19 protein-coding genes are annotated in these 16759 nt (G+C 65.4%); 9 read left to right on the forward strand and 10 right to left on the reverse strand.

Annotated features, from left to right (window positions below):
* Positions 1-31: 31 nt before the first annotated feature.
* Together sufB and HKW67_RS20845 are read right to left on the reverse strand one after the other, a co-directional pair.
* Positions 32-1465, reverse strand: coding sequence for a Fe-S cluster assembly protein SufB (sufB, locus tag HKW67_RS20840; RefSeq protein ID WP_171227226.1), 1434 nt, complete (start codon positions 1463-1465; stop codon positions 32-34).
* Positions 1462-2148, reverse strand: a complete 687-nt coding sequence (locus tag HKW67_RS20845) for a helix-turn-helix transcriptional regulator (protein ID WP_171227227.1) — start codon at positions 2146-2148, stop codon at positions 1462-1464. Before HKW67_RS20845 ends, sufB begins: the two co-directional genes overlap by 4 nt.
* Before the next feature lie 256 nt (positions 2149-2404).
* Here HKW67_RS20845 and HKW67_RS20850 point away from each other — a divergent pair, with 256 nt between their 5' ends.
* The 4 genes from HKW67_RS20850 (at position 2405) to HKW67_RS20865 (ending at position 4182) form a co-directional block, all read left to right on the forward strand.
* A complete protein-coding gene (locus HKW67_RS20850; protein WP_171227228.1) occupies positions 2405-2818 on the forward strand; it encodes a hypothetical protein in 414 nt (137 codons plus the stop codon).
* Positions 2815-3486 (forward strand): M23 family metallopeptidase, encoded by a 672-nt coding sequence (locus tag HKW67_RS20855; protein WP_171227229.1) that lies wholly within the window; start codon positions 2815-2817, stop codon positions 3484-3486. Before HKW67_RS20850 ends, HKW67_RS20855 begins: the two co-directional genes overlap by 4 nt.
* Positions 3470-3820, forward strand: coding sequence for a YhbY family RNA-binding protein (locus HKW67_RS20860; protein WP_171227230.1), 351 nt, complete (start codon positions 3470-3472; stop codon positions 3818-3820). The genes HKW67_RS20855 and HKW67_RS20860 overlap by 17 nt, the downstream gene beginning before the upstream one ends.
* 98 nt (positions 3821-3918) lie before the next feature.
* Positions 3919-4182 (forward strand): ferredoxin family protein, encoded by a 264-nt coding sequence (locus HKW67_RS20865; protein ID WP_171227231.1) that lies wholly within the window; start codon positions 3919-3921, stop codon positions 4180-4182.
* A gap of 80 nt (positions 4183-4262) precedes the next feature.
* Here HKW67_RS20865 and HKW67_RS20870 read toward each other — a convergent pair whose 3' ends face one another.
* The 3 genes from HKW67_RS20870 to HKW67_RS20880 are packed head-to-tail and all read right to left on the reverse strand — an operon-like array spanning position 4263 to position 7036.
* Positions 4263-4868 carry a methyltransferase family protein gene (locus HKW67_RS20870; protein WP_171227232.1) on the reverse strand — a complete coding sequence of 202 codons (606 nt, stop codon included), beginning with the start codon at positions 4866-4868 and terminating at the stop codon, positions 4263-4265.
* A 51-nt stretch (positions 4869-4919) separates the two neighbouring features.
* On the reverse strand, positions 4920-5720 hold the full coding sequence (locus HKW67_RS20875; RefSeq protein WP_171227233.1) for an alpha/beta fold hydrolase: 801 nt from the start codon (positions 5718-5720) through the stop codon (positions 4920-4922).
* Positions 5717-7036, reverse strand: coding sequence for an AI-2E family transporter (locus tag HKW67_RS20880; protein ID WP_171227234.1), 1320 nt, complete (start codon positions 7034-7036; stop codon positions 5717-5719). Before HKW67_RS20880 ends, HKW67_RS20875 begins: the two co-directional genes overlap by 4 nt.
* A 112-nt stretch (positions 7037-7148) precedes the next feature.
* Here HKW67_RS20880 and HKW67_RS20885 point away from each other — a divergent pair, with 112 nt between their 5' ends.
* Both HKW67_RS20885 and HKW67_RS20890 read left to right on the forward strand, forming a co-directional pair.
* The gene (locus HKW67_RS20885; RefSeq protein WP_171227235.1) at positions 7149-8318 is read left to right on the forward strand and encodes a ribonuclease D; all 1170 of its coding nucleotides are present in this window, start codon (positions 7149-7151) and stop codon (positions 8316-8318) included.
* A gap of 297 nt (positions 8319-8615) precedes the next feature.
* On the forward strand, positions 8616-9179 hold the full coding sequence (locus HKW67_RS20890; protein WP_171227236.1) for a signal peptidase II: 564 nt from the start codon (positions 8616-8618) through the stop codon (positions 9177-9179).
* 13 nt (positions 9180-9192) lie between these two features.
* Here the strand turns inward: HKW67_RS20890 and HKW67_RS20895 are convergent, their stop codons facing one another.
* Both HKW67_RS20895 and HKW67_RS20900 read right to left on the reverse strand, forming a co-directional pair.
* Complete coding sequence (locus HKW67_RS20895) at positions 9193-9534, reverse strand: metal-sulfur cluster assembly factor (protein ID WP_171227237.1); 342 nt, start codon at positions 9532-9534, stop codon at positions 9193-9195.
* Between the two features lie 37 nt (positions 9535-9571).
* The gene (locus HKW67_RS20900; protein WP_171227238.1) at positions 9572-11032 is read right to left on the reverse strand and encodes a serine hydrolase domain-containing protein; all 1461 of its coding nucleotides are present in this window, start codon (positions 11030-11032) and stop codon (positions 9572-9574) included.
* 176 nt (positions 11033-11208) lie between these two features.
* On the opposite strand from HKW67_RS20900, the gene HKW67_RS20905 reads away from it, so the two are divergent.
* Genes HKW67_RS20905 through HKW67_RS20915 form a run of 3 tightly spaced genes read left to right on the forward strand, consistent with a single transcriptional unit; the run spans position 11209 to position 13848 of the window.
* On the forward strand, positions 11209-11805 hold the full coding sequence (locus HKW67_RS20905) for an RNA polymerase sigma factor (protein ID WP_171227239.1): 597 nt from the start codon (positions 11209-11211) through the stop codon (positions 11803-11805).
* Positions 11786-12583 (forward strand): VIT1/CCC1 transporter family protein, encoded by a 798-nt coding sequence (locus tag HKW67_RS20910; protein WP_171227240.1) that lies wholly within the window; start codon positions 11786-11788, stop codon positions 12581-12583. Before HKW67_RS20905 ends, HKW67_RS20910 begins: the two co-directional genes overlap by 20 nt.
* 2 nt (positions 12584-12585) lie before the next feature.
* On the forward strand, positions 12586-13848 hold the full coding sequence (locus HKW67_RS20915) for a PDZ domain-containing protein (protein WP_171227241.1): 1263 nt from the start codon (positions 12586-12588) through the stop codon (positions 13846-13848).
* Between the two features lie 16 nt (positions 13849-13864).
* On the opposite strand, the gene HKW67_RS20920 is transcribed toward HKW67_RS20915, so the two are convergent.
* The 3 genes from HKW67_RS20920 to HKW67_RS20930 are packed head-to-tail and all read right to left on the reverse strand — an operon-like array spanning position 13865 to position 16686.
* Positions 13865-14689: a matrixin family metalloprotease gene (locus HKW67_RS20920; RefSeq protein WP_171227242.1), complete on the reverse strand. Its 825-nt coding sequence runs from the start codon at positions 14687-14689 to the stop codon at positions 13865-13867.
* A gap of 9 nt (positions 14690-14698) precedes the next feature.
* Positions 14699-15616 carry an alpha/beta fold hydrolase gene (locus HKW67_RS20925; RefSeq protein WP_171227243.1) on the reverse strand — a complete coding sequence of 306 codons (918 nt, stop codon included), beginning with the start codon at positions 15614-15616 and terminating at the stop codon, positions 14699-14701.
* An 8-nt stretch (positions 15617-15624) separates the two neighbouring features.
* Positions 15625-16686: a patatin-like phospholipase family protein gene (locus HKW67_RS20930; RefSeq protein WP_171227244.1), complete on the reverse strand. Its 1062-nt coding sequence runs from the start codon at positions 16684-16686 to the stop codon at positions 15625-15627.
* Positions 16687-16759 lie beyond the last annotated feature (73 nt).

Genomic DNA, 16759 nt, shown 5'->3' on the forward strand with positions numbered 1-16759 from the left:
AGTAGGGAGTACGGAGTAGGGAGGACGTCGTTTAACCGACTGAACCTTCAAGCGTGATGCCGAGCAGCTGCTGCGCTTCGAGCGCGAACTCCATCGGCAGCTCCTTGAACACTTCCTTGCAGAACCCGCTCACGATCATCGAGACCGCCTGTTCAGCGTCGAGCCCGCGCGCCTTGAGGTAGAAGATCTGATCTTCGCCGATCTTGCTCGTGCTCGCCTCGTGCTCGAGAATCGCGCTGTTGTTCCCCACTTCGACGTACGGGAACGTGTGCGCGCCGCAGGCATTGCCCACCAGCATCGAGTCGCACTGCGTATAATTGCGCGCGCCCTCAGCCTTGGGCAGAATCTGCACCTTGCCGCGATAGCTGTTCTGCCCCTTCATCGCCGAAATGCCCTTCGACACGATGGTGGACTTCGTGTTGCGGCCGATATGGATCATCTTCGTGCCCGTGTCGGCCTGCTGCATCTTGCTCGCCACCGCCACCGAGTAGAACTCGCCGACGCTGTTGTCCCCCTGCAGGATCACGCTCGGATACTTCCACGTGATCGCCGAACCGGTTTCGACCTGCGTCCACGACACCTTTGCATTCGTCATGGCCTTGGCGCGCTTGGTGACGAAATTGTAGATGCCCCCCAGGCCGTTCTCGTCACCGGCGTACCAGTTCTGCACGGTGCTGTACTTCACCGTCGCGCCGTCGAGCGCGATGATCTCCACGATGGCCGCGTGCAACTGGTTGGTGTCGCGCTTGGGCGCGGTGCAGCCTTCCAGGTAGCTCACGTACGAGCCTTCATCGGCGATGATCAGGGTGCGCTCGAACTGACCCGTCTCCGCCGCGTTGATGCGGAAGTACGTGCTCAGATCCATCGGACAGCGCACGCCCTTCGGGATGTAGCAGAAGGAGCCGTCCGAGAACACCGCGCTGTTCAGTGCGGCGAAGAAGTTGTCGCTGTACGGCACCACCGAGCCGAGGTACTTCTGTACCAGCTCCGGATGCTCACGCACGGCTTCGCCGAACGACATGAAGATGATGCCGAACTTGGCTAACTCTTCCTTGTACGTCGTGCCCACCGACACCGAGTCGATGACGGCATCGACGGCCACGCCGTTCATGCGCTTCTGTTCGCTCAGCGAGATGCCGAGCTTGTTGTACATGTCGAGCAGCTGCGGATCGACTTCGTCGAGCGACGCAAGCGGCTTCACCGACGTCGGCGCGGAGTAGTAGCTCGCCGCCTGATAGTCGATGGGCGGATACGTCACGTTGCCCCAATGCGGCTCCGTCATGGTGAGCCAGCGGCGGAACGCCTTCAGGCGCCAGTCGAGCAGCCACTCGGGCTCGCCCTTCTTCGCCGAAATGAAGCGGACCGTGTCTTCCGACAAGCCGGGCGGGAGCGTCTCCGCCTCGAAATCTGTCGTGAATCCGTACTGGTACTCGCGATTGACCAGCGACTCGATGGTCGAACTCATGCCTGCTCCTGTTTCTCAGCCAAAAGGTGGCTCAACACGCCGTATTCACATCGGCCGCAGCCGTCCTTCCGATGCGCGCCGCGCACCAGAGGGACACCCAGCAACCGCTCCACGAACTTTGCTTCCGCCGCGCACGCTTCCGGGAACCGCTCGGCGATTTCACGCACCGCACAGTTATGAATCCGCAACGTGGTCACGGCGGGTTCCCCGTCGGCGCGATCGACCTGCACCGCCTCCGCCATGTAGCCCTTGGCCGTCAACAACTCGGCCACCAACGGCATGCGCTCCTCGAGCGGCAATGCGTCCAGCACCGGTCCGGCCTCGTCGGCCAGCCGATTCCACTCCGACTCCAGCACCCCCGCCACGGCCGCGCTGCCCCGCTCGGCCCGCAGCGCATCGAGCGCCGTGGCCAGCACCGAGACGTAGCTGCGCGGAAAGAGCGCTTCGCCGGCCGCCGTGAGCGAATACGCGAACACGGGCGCGCCCACGCCATGCACGGCACGCTGATAGCGCACCAGACCATCCTCTTCGAGCGCCTTGAGATAGCGACGGAGTCCGTTGGTCGTGAGACCGAACTGTTCCCCGAGCTCGTGCGCCGTGAGCGGCTGCGCTTTCTTCAGCGCCACCAGTAACTCGGCTCGCACACCCCGAAAGCCCCCCAGTGCCCCGATCACATCCTGCATGAGGGACAGTATAACTCGGCTTTGACCATTACGTCAACGAATCTGTTGACGAATTACCGCCGCGAGGATTCCGCGGGCGAAGGCAACCGCAGCATTTCAGCGGACGTCGTCCAGGGCGCGTATACCAGCGAGTCGAAAAAACAGGAAAGTTCATCGTCGGCATCGCGCGAACGCCGTAAAATGAGTAGCATATCGGCGTTGCGCGATTGCACGCAGCCCCTTCTGAACGAAATCCCCACCGGAGGCATCGAACGTCGTGCGTCTGACCGTCATCGTTGCCGTCGTGGTGCTCGTAATCGGACTGTTCGCCTTGATTCGCGCGCAGCGGATCAATCAGGCGTCGATCGAGCGCGACGGGCTGTCGCGCTTCCGTGATGCGTTCCGGGGCCGCTATCCCGAACTGCTGCTGTCGCAGGTGTATGCGTATCTGGCCGAGCGACATGGCGCCGTGGGGCCGCACTATATCGTGAATCCCAACGACATTCTCGAGCAGGAGTACGGCCTGATCGATCTTGATCTCGAGGATGCGGTACTGGTGATCGCCGATCGTGCCGGGGCGCGCTTGCCCCGCGCCAACGAGCTCGACGAGCTCAAGGTCAAGGTGCGCTCAGTGGACGATCTGCTTCGCTATCTTGAGCCGTTCTTCCGCCCGGAAGTGGTCAAGGGGTGAGTGTGGCGCGCGCCGCGGCCCGGTCCCCGACCCGGTTGGCGGCTGCGGTGGTGCTGCTCTCGGTGTTGGGCGCGTGTTCGTCATCACGTACCCTCCGACCTGCCGTCGAGCCCTTGCCGGCCCCGGGGGGCGAGTCGTCGGCCGATCCCGGGACGATCGGCCCCACCCCGGCCCACGTGGGCCCCCTCGATGCGCGGGTCAGCGACGACGACCTCGCTGCCCTCTGGCATCGGCAATTGATGGTGCCGGTCGAAGGGATCCCGCGCAGTGCGCTCCGGGACAACTTCACGGCCAAGCGTACCGGAGGCATTCACGGGGCGCTCGATATCCTGGCGCCGCGCTATTCGGCCGTCGTGGCCTCCGATGACCTCATTATCGGACGTCTCTTTTCCGGGCCCGTCGGGGGCATCGTGATCTACGCCTACGATGCCGAACTGCGATTCGTGTACTACTACGCCCACCTCCAGCGCTACCGGAAAGGGCTCGCGGTGGGTGACCGAGTCGCCAAGGGGTCGGTGATCGGCTACGTTGGAACCACGGGCAATGCACCGCCGGACACGCCGCATCTCCATTTTCAGGTGATGAAGCGGGCTGTGGGTCGCGCATGGTGGGACGGTCCTGCCATCAACCCGTTTTCGTTCTTTGCGCTCGATGCCCTGCGTCCCTGACGTCGGCTCGCTGGCGCCCGAGGGATTCATGAGCATGAAGGGCAAGGACCGTGCGGCGTTGCGCGCGGAAGCACACCACCTGAACGTGCAGGTGCATATCGGTCACGCCGGACTCACGCCGGCGCTGCTCACCAGTCTCAATGACGTGCTGCGCACGCATGAATTGGTGAAAGTCCAGGTGGCCAAGGCCGGCGATCTCACCGCCAAAGACGCGGCCCGTGACGCGGCAGAGCGCACGCGCGCCGAGGTGATTCAGGTCATCGGCCGCACGTTCACGCTGTACCGTGAGAATCCCGATCTCAAGCGCGGCGAATTGCCGCCCTGGCGCGGATAAGTTCCCACGATTTTTCCGCTTGTCGCGCGTGCACTGTCGAGTATCTTCCCTTCTCAAACGCCGCCATTTCCGGTCGCGTCGGACCCGAGACTTCGCTCATGCCCTACGTCATTACTGAAGCCTGCATTTCCGTCAAGGACAAGTCGTGCGTGGACGTCTGCCCCGTGGATTGCATCTACGAGGGAGAGGACCAGCTCTACATCCACCCCGATGAGTGCATCGACTGCGGCGCCTGCGAGCCGGAGTGCCCTGTCACCGCGATCTTCCCCGAGGAAGACGTGCCTGTGCAGCTCAAGAGCTTCATCGGCAAGAACAAGGAAGTCTTCGCCGGACCGACTCCGCCGGGACGCCCCACGCGCTAAGGCATGTGCATGAAGTACACAAAGCGGGCCGCGACGTCATGTCGCGGCCCGCTTTCGTCTTGCGGCGGTTATGAAGGCGTTTAGAACGCCCAGCCGCGGTTCTTGAGCCAGAACAGTCCGCACAACACCACGTACTGCAGCACCGTCGAGCGCTCACTCCAGATGGCCTCGGCCCAGTCGTGCTGGCCTTCTGTGCTGCCACTGGGCGGACGACCGAACCAACGCGGCGTGCGTGCCTTGTAGTCCAGATACTCCTGACCGAAGATCGACTCCAGCACGCCTTCTTCGTAGCGCACGATCAGCGTGTACTCGATCGCGAAGATCACGATCGCCACGGGAATGAACCAGTTCACGCCCGACACCACCGTGAAGCCGATCCACGCGAGGAAGTTGCCCACGTACAGTGGATTGCGACACCAGGCGAACGCGCCGTACGTGACCAGGCGCTGCACATCGCGCGAGCGACGACGCGTCACGGTACCCGCGGCCGCTACACCCGCCGTGCGCACCAATTCGCCCAGCAGCACGAGCAGCAGGCCGGCGATCCAGGTCTTCGGCGACTGTACGCCGGGCACCAGCAGCGGCACGGCCAGAAACGGCACGGGAAGCCAGCCGCGGTTCTTGAACAGCACCTGCCCGACACGGGCGGCGGTTGAACGTTCGGCTTCGGAAACAGGAGCAGTCATCGACGGCGGAAAAGAGCGAAATGAAAGGCGCCGTCGAGGAGTCGAAACGACCTAATCGGCGAGCGTCGCGAGGAAATCAGAGAATGCGTGTGTCGTCGCCGCAGGGCGCTCGACGCAGGGCAGGTGTCCCGCCCCCGCAATGATCTCCATGCGGACGCGCGCCGCGGCGGGAAGGGCTTCGGCGATCGCGCGCGCCTCCTTGATCGGCGTCAGCACATCGTCTTCTCCCACTACCACGAGTGTGGGAACGGTAATCGTCCCGAGCGTTTCCCGTGAGTCCGGGCGGTCCCGGAGCGCCTGCAGCGCTCCCGTGATTCCGGCCACGGACTGCCGCGCCATCATCACCCGGATCGTGTTCACCACGTCGGGGCGCCGCGCCCGCGACTCCTTGCCCAGCATCCCCTGCAGCTGCGCGTCGGCGATGGCCCGCGAGCCGTCCCGCTTCACGATCGCGATCAGCTCGTCCCGCTTGCCCCGGGTCTCCTCGTTGTCGGCGCCGGCCTTGGTATCCGAGAAAATGAGCGCCCGGATCCGATCGGGATGCCGACGCCACATGGCCATCGCGACGTAGCCGCCCATCGAGAGACCGCAGATCACCGCCGCTTCGATCCCGAGCCAGTCGAGCAGCGCCACGACATCGTCGGCGTACTGGTCCATCGAAAACGGGCCGTGTGTGCTCGAATGACCGAAGCCGCGGAGATCGGGCACGATGCAGCGGACGTGCGGCGCCAGCGACATACGCTGCGCGGTCCACAAGGTCCGGTCGTGCGGAAATCCGTGCAGGAACACGACAGGCAGCCCCTCGCCGTTGTCGTCGAATCCCACCTGATAACCCGGGAGCTGAGCGATCATATGGTTGCCCCCGTCACGGGCCCACTGTCGGCCACGTCCATGACGGTGTCCGGATCCACGTCGGCGTGCGCCAGCTCCTTCTGCATCTTGCCGTGCCTCACCATCGCCTTCTCCCTGGCATTTTCGCGCTCGGCCATCATGCGCAGCGGCACCAAGACCGCCGCCGTGAGCGGTACCGCGACCATGAGCCCGACGAAGCCGAACACCAGCGTCATCAGCGATTGCGCGACCAGCGTGATCGCCGGCGGCAGGTCCATTTCGCCGCGCATGAGATAGGGGATAAGCAAATTGTTCTCGAGGAACTGGATCCCCCAATACGCGATCAGTACCGCCAGCGCCTTCTCCGGTGAGTCGACGAACGCCATCAGTACGGCCGGCACGGCGCTCAGCACCGGACCCACCGTGGGGATGAACTCGAACAGACCGGCGATGAACGCCAACGCGAACGGGGCCTTCACGCCGAGCAGCAGCAGCACGATCATGCTCACCACACCGATCACCACCATGGCGATCATCTGGGTGACGAGCCACTTCCGGAGTACGGTCGCGATTTCGGCCAGGACCAGTCGTACCTGCGCCCTCGAGGTGGCGGGTACCACTGCGAGCAGCCACCCGCGATAGACCTCGGGCTCGGCGCCGATGTACATCGCCAGGAACACGAGCAGAAAGAACGCGGCCACCGCGGCCAGCGTGTTCGACACGAAGGAGAAGAGGTAGCGGGACGCCCCGCCCAGCCCGTCGGTGATGCGCTTTTTGATCGCCTCACTGGGCGACGCGGCGATGGAGTCCGCTTCCTGCCGCAGCACCTGCGCCGCCGTCGGCTTTCGCGTGCTCGCGTTTGGCATCACCGTGACCGGCACGACGACCGTCGGCGCGCCGGCATTGGGCGGCGGCGTGGCCGCAGACTTGATGATCGTGCCGACCAGCCCGGTGCGCTTCGAGTCGATCCATGTCTGGAGCTTGTGGACGGCCTCCGGGAAGTCGCTCTGCAGCTGTTTGCCCTGCTCGATCAGCGTCGGCGCCGTCCAGGCCAGCACGCCGCCGATGGCGCCAATCGTACCGAGCACGATCAGCGCCGACGCGATGCCACGACGGATGCGGAACCGTTCGAGGTAGTCCACCCCCCTGCCCACCGCCAGACCGAAGAGCGTGGCGAGGAAGACGAGGAAGAGCAGCGAGCTCACGGACCAGGCCAGCTGCAGCCCGAACCAGACGGCCAGCGCAACGACAGAAGCCCGGGCGAGGTCGGCGGTGCGCCAGCCTCGCCGCTCAGGGGACAGCGGCTCGGGGAGTAAATCCTGATCGACGGTGGTCATAGCGACGAAACTACTGCGGAAGACACGCCGACGCGGTGCCATAGGTACCAGACGCATTCATTCGGCAAATTTCCCCCTCTGTGAAGCGGACCGATGTACCTTTCGGATAGCCATGTCAGCATCCGCACCGCTCTATCTCGATACGGTCGACTCTGTCGATCAGTTCCTCGCCAGCCTCTCACCGGTCCGAGCCATCGCGCTCGATACGGAAGGCGCGAGTTTTCACCGCTTCGTGGACCGCATCTATCTGCTGCAGATGTCCACCGATCGACATGAAGCCGTGATCGATCCGCTCCCGATCGGCAAGCCGTCGCGTCTGGGTGCATTGATCGAGGATCCGCAGGTGGAAATCGTGTTGCACGACGCCGATTACGATCTGCGACTGCTGCATCAGGACTATGGATGGCAGGTGAAGAATCTGTTCGACACGCGCGTGGCCGCACAGCTCTTGGGTATTCGGGCATTCGGTCTCGCTGCGTTGCTGGAACAGTATTTCGGCCTGAAGCTCGACAAGAAGCATCAGCGCGCCGACTGGAGCATGCGTCCCCTTACGGCGGACATGCTCGATTACGCAGCGCAAGACACACGCCACTTGCTCGGCCTTCGCGACAAGCTACATCAGCAGTTGGTGACGAAGGGTCGCTGGCATTGGGCGCAGGAAGAATTCATTCGTGCGGAAACCACGCGATGGGATCCCGATCAGGCCGAGAACAGCTTTCTTCGCATGAAGGGCGCACGCGATCTCACGCGTCGTGAACTCGCGCGTCTTCGCGAGCTGGTCAAGTGGCGTGACTCGATCGCCGCCGAGCTCGATCGCGCGACGTTCCGCGTCGCCGGCAACGAAACACTGCTCGATCTGGCACGTCTCGCGCCAATGACGCGCGACACGCTGTTCGCGGTGAAGGGCTTCCCGCGCGGTATGAACGACGGGCGCGCCCAGGAAGCGTTGCAGGCCATCGCTCGCGGTAACGACGTGGCTGAGGCCGATCTACCGCGCTTTCCGAAAGCGGCGCGCTGGGATCGCGAGGCCGACTTCGACGATCGCGTGGCGCGGCTCAAGGCCGTGCGTGATGTCGTGGCGACCGACCTCGATCTTGATCCGGGCGTGCTCTGCTCGCGCGACCGGATGGAAGCGGTGGCGCGTCGTCGTCCGCGCCACGTGGATGACCTTCAAGAGCTCCCCGAGCTCCGGAAATGGCAGGCCGAGGTGCTCGGTCCTGGCTTCGTGAAGGCGCTCGCGCCGTTCGCGACCACTGCCGATTCGCCGTACAAGGCCGAGTAATCGTGATCGGCCCGCCGCGCCGAATTGTGGCGCGGTCGCTACGACCGTATCGGGAGCGCACTAGGTGTGCATCGCGCGCTACACATGGCGCTCAGCAAAATCGTCCACAGCCATCATCGGCCCCGGTCGCTCCGAACGCGATAAAGAGCCGCAATGAAATGACTTAACGAGAGATGGTGACCCCGCCCCGGTCGCCACAGAAATGTCGATCCATTCACGTCGTCGCGGCACGCAGAGTGCGCTAGGAGGAGCCAATAACCGCTCAGGTTTGTCTCTTCCCTCCCGCCGCCCCACAGCATGCGACTCGATACGCTTCGCGCTTCACGCGTCCAGGGCTTGTTCGACACCGTCCGTGCCCGCTTCATCGGGATCACGGCGCTCGTTGCCACCGTCGATCTCCTGGCGAAAGAAGTCGCGGTTCGGTCACTGGGATCGAGCGGGGTTGTGCCCTTCAGCGATCGGTTCTCACTGTTTGTCGTGTTCAACACGGGCAGTGCCGGCGGCGTGCAGGTCGGCCCCTACACGTGGCAGCTCAACGTTCTGGTCACCCTGTTGGCCGTCGGCTTGATCGCGTCGGTGGTGCAGGCGATGGCTGCGGTAGACCGTCGCGCTACGCGGGCGCTGGCGTTCGTCGCTGGCGGCGCCGTAGGCAACCTGCTCAGCATGCTCTTCGGCCCCGAAGGCGTCGCCGACTTTTTAGCGATCCGACTGTCCGGCGAAACCACGATTGTGGCCAACGTGGCCGACTTCGCCCTCTGGACGGGCGCGGTCATGCTGGTGCCGGTGGCGCTGTTGCTACTCCGCCTGGCGCGGGCCGAGCGGGCCGAGCGGGACGCGGTGCTGCGCGCCGAGCTTTCCTGAGCGTCTGGGCAGCCTAGAAGCCCATGTAGGCGCGGACCCGGGGCTCGATGCGCTCGGGCGTCCAGGGCGGCGACCACACCAGGTTCATCGTGACGTCACCGATGCCCGGAATCGTGCGCAGCTGCTGTTCTGCCTCGCCCATGATTTCCGGTCCTGACGGGCAGCCAGGCGACGTGAGACTCATATCGATCTGCACGTTCGAACCGGTTACGTGCACCTCGTAGATCAAGCCGAGATCGACGATGTTGAGATTGAGCTCCGGGTCTTTCACGCGACGAAGCACCAAACGCGCTTGGTCGGCCGAAATCTCGCCAGCGGGTTCCGCTTCAGGCGTCGGGTCTTGGATCTGATCCATGGAAGAACAATAACCGACCAGTCCAGTCCCTGTTCCGCTAGCGCTTCTTCTTGGTGCTCTTTTTGACCACGGGCTTCTTCACCGAGGTCTTCTTTTTGGCGCTGACCGACGACTTGGATACCGTCGCCTTGGTGCCCGATTTCGCCGTGGACTTCGATGACGACTTGGCCGACGACTTCTTGGACGCCGCCCGCTTGGCTGAGGCCCGCTTGGCTGAGGCCCGCTTGGCGGCCGCTGCCCGCCGACGAGAAGCCGCGCTGCTGGCCCGACTGGACCGCAGGGGACGGTTCCAGTCCTGCGCGCGGTCGGCCCGGAAGCTGACCGGCATCGCCATGACGCCGGTGGGATCGTCCATCACCGCGAGCACCGCGGCATCGGCGAGGTCGTTCCGTACGTCGGCGATGACCTTGCTGGGACGTCGAGCCCGGGCCGCATGCACCCGGTTGGTGAGGAGAATGACGAACATCTGCCGGTCGGGATCGATCCAGAGCGACGTGCCCGTGAAGCCGGTGTGGCCGAAGGCGCGCTCGGACATGTACTGCCCGCAGCCGGCGCCGCCGTCGCAGGTATCCCAGCCCAACGCGCGATGACCGGCGGCCCGCTTCGTGAACAGCGCGACCGCCGAATCGGAGACCACGCGCACGCCGTTGTAGACGCCGCCGTCGAGCAGCATCTGGGCGAACACCGACAAGTCTTCGGCGGTGCTGAACAACCCCGCATGCCCCGCCACGCCACCGAGCGCGTAGGCGTTCTCGTCATGCACCTCGCCCCGCAGCGGATAACCGCGCGGCGGTGCGATCTCGGTGGGCGCCGTGCGCACCGACGACATCGCGTCCGGGCGGAAATGCGTGTCCGACATGCCCAGCTTCGCGAAGACGGCACGCTCCAGGAAGGCATCGAGCGTTTGGCCGCTGGCCGCTTCGGCGACGAAGCCCAGGAGGTCGGCGCCGAGGTCGGAATACTCGTAGCAGTTACCGGGCGCGCACTGGATCGGCGAGGTCATCACGGCCGCACGCGCTTCGGCCGGGGTCTTCGCGATACGCCAGAGTTCACGGCCGGCTGGCAGACCGGCGCGATGTGTGAGCAGATGACGAACCGTCACCTGATCGCGCAGTCCGCCGGAAAAGTCAGGGAGGTACCGCGACACGGGTGCGTCGATATCGACCTTGCCCGCATCGTACAACACCATGATGGCCGTGGTGGTCGCCACGACCTTCGTGAGCGACGCGAGGTCGTAGATGCTTTCCCGCGACGAGACCCGGGTCCGGCCCGACCAATCGAGCGCGCCGAAGCCGCGCGACAAGACCGAGTAGCCCTTTCGACCCACTACGACCGATGCGCCGGGATACCCGCCCGCCTCGACCCCGCGCTGGACTACGCGATCGATCGTGGCCAGGCGCGCCGAGGACATGCCAACGGCGGCCGGTTCCCGTTCGGGGAGCCCGTTGGTGGCCGTCATGTCGGCAGCAGCGATGACGAGTGCGGCGAGCAGTAACACCAGTGGTGTCCGGCCGTAGGGAAAAGAACCAACGGTGGGCAAAAACCCCACCATGGGCATTTAAGACGGACTGCTGCGCCCGTCAAGCGGATCTACCCTGTTTTCACGATTCGGTTCGCCGAAAGCAACGGGGGTTTTGTGATGTCGCGGCAGAGGCAACCCATTCTCGACATCTGGTGACAGATTCGATGGAACCCATGGAAACCGACGCCGCTATCGTCCGCCGGGCGATCGAGGGCGACGAGCGAGCCATGCGCCTGCTGTGGAATCAGCACGCCGCGCATGTCGACGCCGTCGTCCGTCGACTCGCCGCGGATCCCGACCTTGCCGAGGACATCGCGCAGGAAGTATGGATCCAGATCTTTCGCGCCCTCCCGTCATGGCGGGGCGACGCGAAGTTCAGCACCTGGGTACATCGCGTCGCCATCAATCGCACGCTGAATGCACTTCGGCGTACCAAGCGACTTGCCGCGACCGAAACGGCGATCGAAGAAGACTCGGCCTATGTGGAGCAGGACGCCGATCGCAGCATGCTCGCGCACACGATCGATGAGGCGGCGCGCAAGCTGTCGCCCGGCGCCCGCACGGTGTTCCTGTTGCACGATGTGGAAGGCTATACCCACGAAGAGATCGCGACGGAGCTGGGGATCACCCCCGGCGGTTCGAAGTCGCAGCTCTTCAAGGCGCGTGCGAAGCTTCGCCGGTTGCTCGCCCCGCTTGTCGACACTTCATCAACCGGCATGGATCGCAGCTATGCAGCACCTGGATTCTGAGCGGCTCGCCGCGTTCGATCACGAAGCCTTCACGGCCGAGGAGCACGCCCACCTCGCGGCCTGTACCACCTGTCGTGGTGAGGTCGAGGCGTATGCGCAGCTGGTGCAGATGGCCGGCGCGCTGGTCACGCACGACGCGAGGGATACGACACATCGACTCTCATCTTGGGAGTCCATTGCCAGTGGGCTGCGGCCGGTCGAACAACAGACCACCGTATCCACATCTGTATCGGCTTCTGCACCGAGAGCCGCCACGATCCCGATCAACGATGCGTCGGCACCGGTCACCCCGTGGTGGGCCCGCTCGTCGCTGCGTGCCGCCGCGGCCGTCGCCTTGATGGCCAGTGGTGCCGTGTTGGGACGCGTCACCGCCGGAGGGACCCCGGCGTCGGCTGATCGTGCCGCCGGCGTGGCCGGAGTGATGGCTGAATCGCTGGGGCTTGGTGATGTCTCATTGCGTCCCGCCACGTATGGCGCCGCCGGAGAATTCGCGTCGGTGAGTCAGGCCACCAGCCTGCTGAATCGCGCGCAGCGGGACTACGAACGCGCGTCGTTGTGGCTGGCCGCCAATGACAGCACGCCGCACGACTCCGATGTGTATCGCGCCCGCTTGGCGGCGCTCGACCAGATGATGGCCGCCTCGCGCGCCGCCCTCAGCGACGCACCGCAGGATCCTGTCCTCAACCAGTACTATCTCGCCGCCTTCTCCGCGCGCGAGGCCACGCTGCAGCAGCTCGGCACGTCGCTGCCCGTGGGTAAGACCATCGAGCGATACTGATTATGCGTCTCCCTTTGTTGTCCGCCGTTGTCCTGTTCGTCACCGCCAGCGCGCTGAGTGCCGACGCGCTCCTCGCCCAGACCACGGTGCGCACGCCTACCCGCGTGCGCGGAACGATCATCGCCAGTTCCGCCGCGAACGCCTGCGCCGAGTTGGCGGCGACCCCGTCGGCGTTGGTGAATGCGCCCGAAGGCATGGCCCTGTTGCGTCTCAGGCGCGAGCTCGAAAGCGTCGCGTTCACCCTCGAACAGCAACAGCAACTGCAGGGTGTCGATGTGCAGCGAATCACGCAGGCGCAGCGCGGCGTCGATTCGCTCATGCAAACCATCATCGTGCGCGTACAGCATCGCGATGGTCCGGATGGTGAGGTGATCACCGTGCAGCGCGGAGACAGTATCCGCACATTGCGATTGAGCGCGCCCGCGATCGAGGCGAACATCCGCTCGTTGCAACCGCAGATCACCGCGTTCATCGCCGCCGCCGAAGCGCAGTCGGGCCGCGCCGTGAGCGAGACGGGCTACATGGGTGTCGGGTTGCTCGGCGCGCAGGTGCGCACGGTCACTCCCGAGGGCGTGCTGGTCAGCCATTGTGACTATCCCGTCGTGGAGACGGTGGATATCGGGTCGCCCGCGTCACGGGCCGGCGTACTCGCCGGTGATACGGTGCTCGCCTACAACGGACGCGACCTCAAGCTGCGCGCGGTGAACTACCAGAGCATGCTGGTGCCCGGAGAGACGGTGCGTCTGCGCGTGAAGCGCGGAACCAAGGCCCGCGAGATTCCGGTGACCGTCGTGGCGCGCAAGGTGGAGCGACAGATCGTGGTGATGCGTGGCCCCGATGCCCCGATGTCGTCGCTGCCGCCCGACGCGCCCCGGGCGCTCAGTGGTCGTCTTATGATTTCGTCGGCGGCACCGTCGGCCTCACCCTCGTCTCCAATCATGAGTACGATATCGGGCCCGATTTCAGGTCCCGTCCCCGCGAACGGTGTCGCGGTCCTGCTTGGCGCGCAGCTGTCCACGGTCGACGACGACTTTGCCGAGGTGTTGGGACTCGAACCGGGCATTCTGCTGTTGCGCGCCATGCCGGGATCGCCATTCGCCGAGGCCGGACTGCGGAGCGGCGAGATCATTCGCGCGTTCAACGGCACGGCGGTGCGCGATGTGCAAGCGATGCGTCGTGCCATTGCCGGGGCGGCGTCCCGCGATGCGCGGCTTACCGTGTTCTCCCGCGCGAACGGCACGCGGACGGTCACGCTCCGCTGGTAAGCGCCGGCTTACTCCCCTACTTCACACTGCCGGCGGGCACCGTATACAGCAATCGTACGGTAGCGCGGTCGGTCTCGCTGAGTTCTCGCACCCGTACGCGAGCCGACATGATGTCGTCGGAGGATTCAGCGTGATCGAGACCAAGCAAGTGACCGACTTCGTGCAGCGCGATAGCGCGCATCTGCGGGGGCGTGACGTAGCCGCCGCCCGGATGTGACACGGCCAGCTGGATATCGCTCGAGACGAGCCAATACGCGGCATCGCGGCTCCAGATGGTCTTGCCGCTGATCCCATTGGCGAACGAGCTGGTGAAGCGCACGTGCACGTCGGCGCTCGCCGAGTCGATGACGAACGTGAAGCGCACGGGAATGCCGGCTTGCACCCAGGTGTCGAACGCATCGCGCACGACCGGGAGATAATCCGGCTTCCATCCCTCGATGGTCTCGCCATCGCGGATGAACACGCGCAGCGGCCGCGTCGTGCGGTCGGGCCAGCGCGTGAGGGCGGAATCGCGGGAGCGCAACAGCGCGTTCATGTAGGTGCCCTCGATGCCGGGGGCGAGGCGACGACGCATTTCGTCGGCGGAGATCGACGGGCGATCAGGGCGCACGAGCAATGACGATGGCACCAGCAGCTCCTCGCCGTGCCGTAGCGCGCGTGGCACGATCGTGCCGCTGTCGACCGCGATGCGGAGCCCGCGACCGGTACGGGGGGCGCGTTCATCGATCGCGCCGGCGGCCTCGTTCCGCGTGGCGGACGTGCGCACGCCGACACTCTGCCCGCCGATGAAGCAGGCCAATCCGACCACACAGCAGGCGAGCAGCGTTTCCGCGGTCTTCATCGAGTCGCGTCAGGAGTCTGGTGATCCCTCCGCGAGGAAGGTCTGCACCGCAGCGAAGAACGCGACGGGGGCTTCCCAGAAGGGATTGTGGCCCGCCTCCGCGACCGGCAGCAGACGCGCGTGGCCCAGGTGCGCCGCCGTGCGTGATGCTTCCGCAAGCGGCAGGACGTCCGCCGCTCCATGCACGACGAGCGTTGGCGTGGGCAGGTCACGCAGCGCGTCGCCCCAGTCGTAGCCTTCTCGGCGCAGTCGCGCCGCGACCACCGCGCCGGTGACGCTGGTGCCTTTGGGTGGTGTCACACTGGCGGCGAACTGCTGGTCGGCAAACCAGGCGGGAAAGAACGCCTGCGTGTAGCGCGCGTGCGCGTCGAGATCGGGTGTCGTGAGTGACGCCGGGTCGAACGCGGCGAGCCGCTCCTGCGCGCTTCCTTCAAGTCTCGCCACGCCGGCCTTGTGGAGTGGCGGGAGCCATGCACTGGTGACGCCGACGGCGTTGACCAGCACGAGTTTCCGCGTGCTCGCGAGGTCCTGCGCCGTTGCGAGCATCGCGATACCGCCGCCCCACGAGTGACCGAGCACATCCCACGCCGGGATGCCGAGCGCACGGCGCAGCGCGGGCACGTCGCCGGCGTCGAACTCGATGCGCGCGGCCTGCACACCGGGTGGCGACCCGCTTCGGCCACGGCCGCGTCGATCGAAGAAGATCAATTGCCGGTCGGTGGCGAGTGCGGCGAGCGCGGGCCAGAGCAACGTGTGATCGAACAACAGACCGCCGTTGATGCACACGAGCGGCGGCGTGCCCGCCACGGCCGGCGTGCGATACACCGCGAAGTCGAGTCCGCGGGCGCGGACGGTGAGCGGCTCGAGCGCCGGACGCGCTCCGAGTGAACGGCGAAAGGCCAGGTAGCGATCGAGGGTGGACGACACGCCTACGTTCAGGGCACGATGGCGTCGACCAGTCGGCCGGTCTCGATGAGCTCATGCAACTCATCGCCAAGTGCGGTGCTCGCGTCGAGAATCGTTTGCCATCGCGTCATGCGTTCGGCTTCGCTGAAGTCGAAGAAGTCACGGCGGTCGGGAAGGCGTTTGCCCGGTAACGACGCCAGGAACGCCGGCGACGGTGCGATGAGCAATGTGCGAGAGAAATTCGCTGCACCGGCGCGTCGCCACGGCAGCGATTTGTCAAACCAACCCGGCACGACATGATCGTAGAAGTGCGCATACAGCACGAGGCCGGGACCGGGCCCGTAGTCGAGGTCCAGGTGGTAGTCGGTCACGCCGCCGTCCCAGTGCAGGCCAGGGGCACCGGGAATGCGCACGCCTTCCATGAGCAGCGGAATCGATCCTGAGGCAAGCAGCGCCGCGCGCAAATTCTCGGGCGTGAGTGCGCGATGCACGGTCGGCAAGTCGCGCAGGTGCAAGAACGGTGAGTCGTCGCCGGCGGAATGAAAGATCGTGCGTTTCATCTGCCAGGCGAGCGAGCGCCGCGTCACGATGTTGGCGGCGGCGGCGAGGGCCATGGCGGTGGCCAGCAGAGGCCGACGTGCACTCGACGCGAGGCCGCGCGATTCGGCCGTGATCACGTGCACGCGAAACGTCGGATGCGACAGGATCTCATGCACGCCCTCGGCGCCGAGCAGATAGTCGAGGGCGCGGCTGAGGACGTCGCTGACCTCGCGTGCATCCGGCTTGGGCGAATAGCGCTGGCGGTAGATGTACGCCTCGTGTCCGCGCGCGAGGGCGGCCACTGGATCGCGTTGAGCGAGCGAGGCCATGCGCCAGCTGCCGATCGAGGAGCCGATGAGGTGCAGCGGGTGGCTGCGCGGCCTTTGGAGCAGGTGCCCGAACAGATATCGGTCGAGTCCGCCGATGCCGATCCATTTGGCGCCTCCCGAGGCACCCGGCACGATGTCGATGTGATCGGCGCGGAGGCCGCCATGCTCGCGCAGGTGGGCGACCGCGGCGGGGCCGGCGCGCAGGGTGAGCAGGGAGGTCATTGCGCGCAATTTGCCGACGGAGGCAAGGCCTGTTCAATACCCGATTGACTTGATCGGGATAGATCGCTTAACC

Origin of the sequence: Gemmatimonas groenlandica (genome assembly GCF_013004105.1) — a bacterium.
Classification (GTDB): Bacteria; Gemmatimonadota; Gemmatimonadetes; order Gemmatimonadales; family Gemmatimonadaceae; genus Gemmatimonas; species Gemmatimonas groenlandica.

What these genes read in the sequence shown, in the direction of transcription:
- HKW67_RS20920 (WP_171227242.1), bottom strand. Translation starts at nt 14,689, where the DNA reads ATGAAGACCGCGGAAACGCTGCTCGCCTGCTGTGTGGTCGGATTGGCC.
- HKW67_RS20890 (WP_171227236.1), top strand. Translation starts at nt 8,616, where the DNA reads ATGCGACTCGATACGCTTCGCGCTTCACGCGTCCAGGGCTTGTTCGAC.
- HKW67_RS20880 (WP_171227234.1), bottom strand. Translation starts at nt 7,036, where the DNA reads ATGACCACCGTCGATCAGGATTTACTCCCCGAGCCGCTGTCCCCTGAG.
- HKW67_RS20860 (WP_171227230.1), top strand. Translation starts at nt 3,470, where the DNA reads ATGCCCTGCGTCCCTGACGTCGGCTCGCTGGCGCCCGAGGGATTCATG.
- HKW67_RS20910 (WP_171227240.1), top strand. Translation starts at nt 11,786, where the DNA reads ATGCAGCACCTGGATTCTGAGCGGCTCGCCGCGTTCGATCACGAAGCC.
- HKW67_RS20915 (WP_171227241.1), top strand. Translation starts at nt 12,586, where the DNA reads ATGCGTCTCCCTTTGTTGTCCGCCGTTGTCCTGTTCGTCACCGCCAGC.
- HKW67_RS20845 (WP_171227227.1), bottom strand. Translation starts at nt 2,148, where the DNA reads ATGCAGGATGTGATCGGGGCACTGGGGGGCTTTCGGGGTGTGCGAGCC.
- sufB (WP_171227226.1), bottom strand. Translation starts at nt 1,465, where the DNA reads ATGAGTTCGACCATCGAGTCGCTGGTCAATCGCGAGTACCAGTACGGA.
- HKW67_RS20865 (WP_171227231.1), top strand. Translation starts at nt 3,919, where the DNA reads ATGCCCTACGTCATTACTGAAGCCTGCATTTCCGTCAAGGACAAGTCG.
- HKW67_RS20885 (WP_171227235.1), top strand. Translation starts at nt 7,149, where the DNA reads ATGTCAGCATCCGCACCGCTCTATCTCGATACGGTCGACTCTGTCGAT.
- HKW67_RS20930 (WP_171227244.1), bottom strand. Translation starts at nt 16,686, where the DNA reads ATGACCTCCCTGCTCACCCTGCGCGCCGGCCCCGCCGCGGTCGCCCAC.
- HKW67_RS20895 (WP_171227237.1), bottom strand. Translation starts at nt 9,534, where the DNA reads ATGGATCAGATCCAAGACCCGACGCCTGAAGCGGAACCCGCTGGCGAG.
- HKW67_RS20870 (WP_171227232.1), bottom strand. Translation starts at nt 4,868, where the DNA reads ATGACTGCTCCTGTTTCCGAAGCCGAACGTTCAACCGCCGCCCGTGTC.
- HKW67_RS20875 (WP_171227233.1), bottom strand. Translation starts at nt 5,720, where the DNA reads ATGATCGCTCAGCTCCCGGGTTATCAGGTGGGATTCGACGACAACGGC.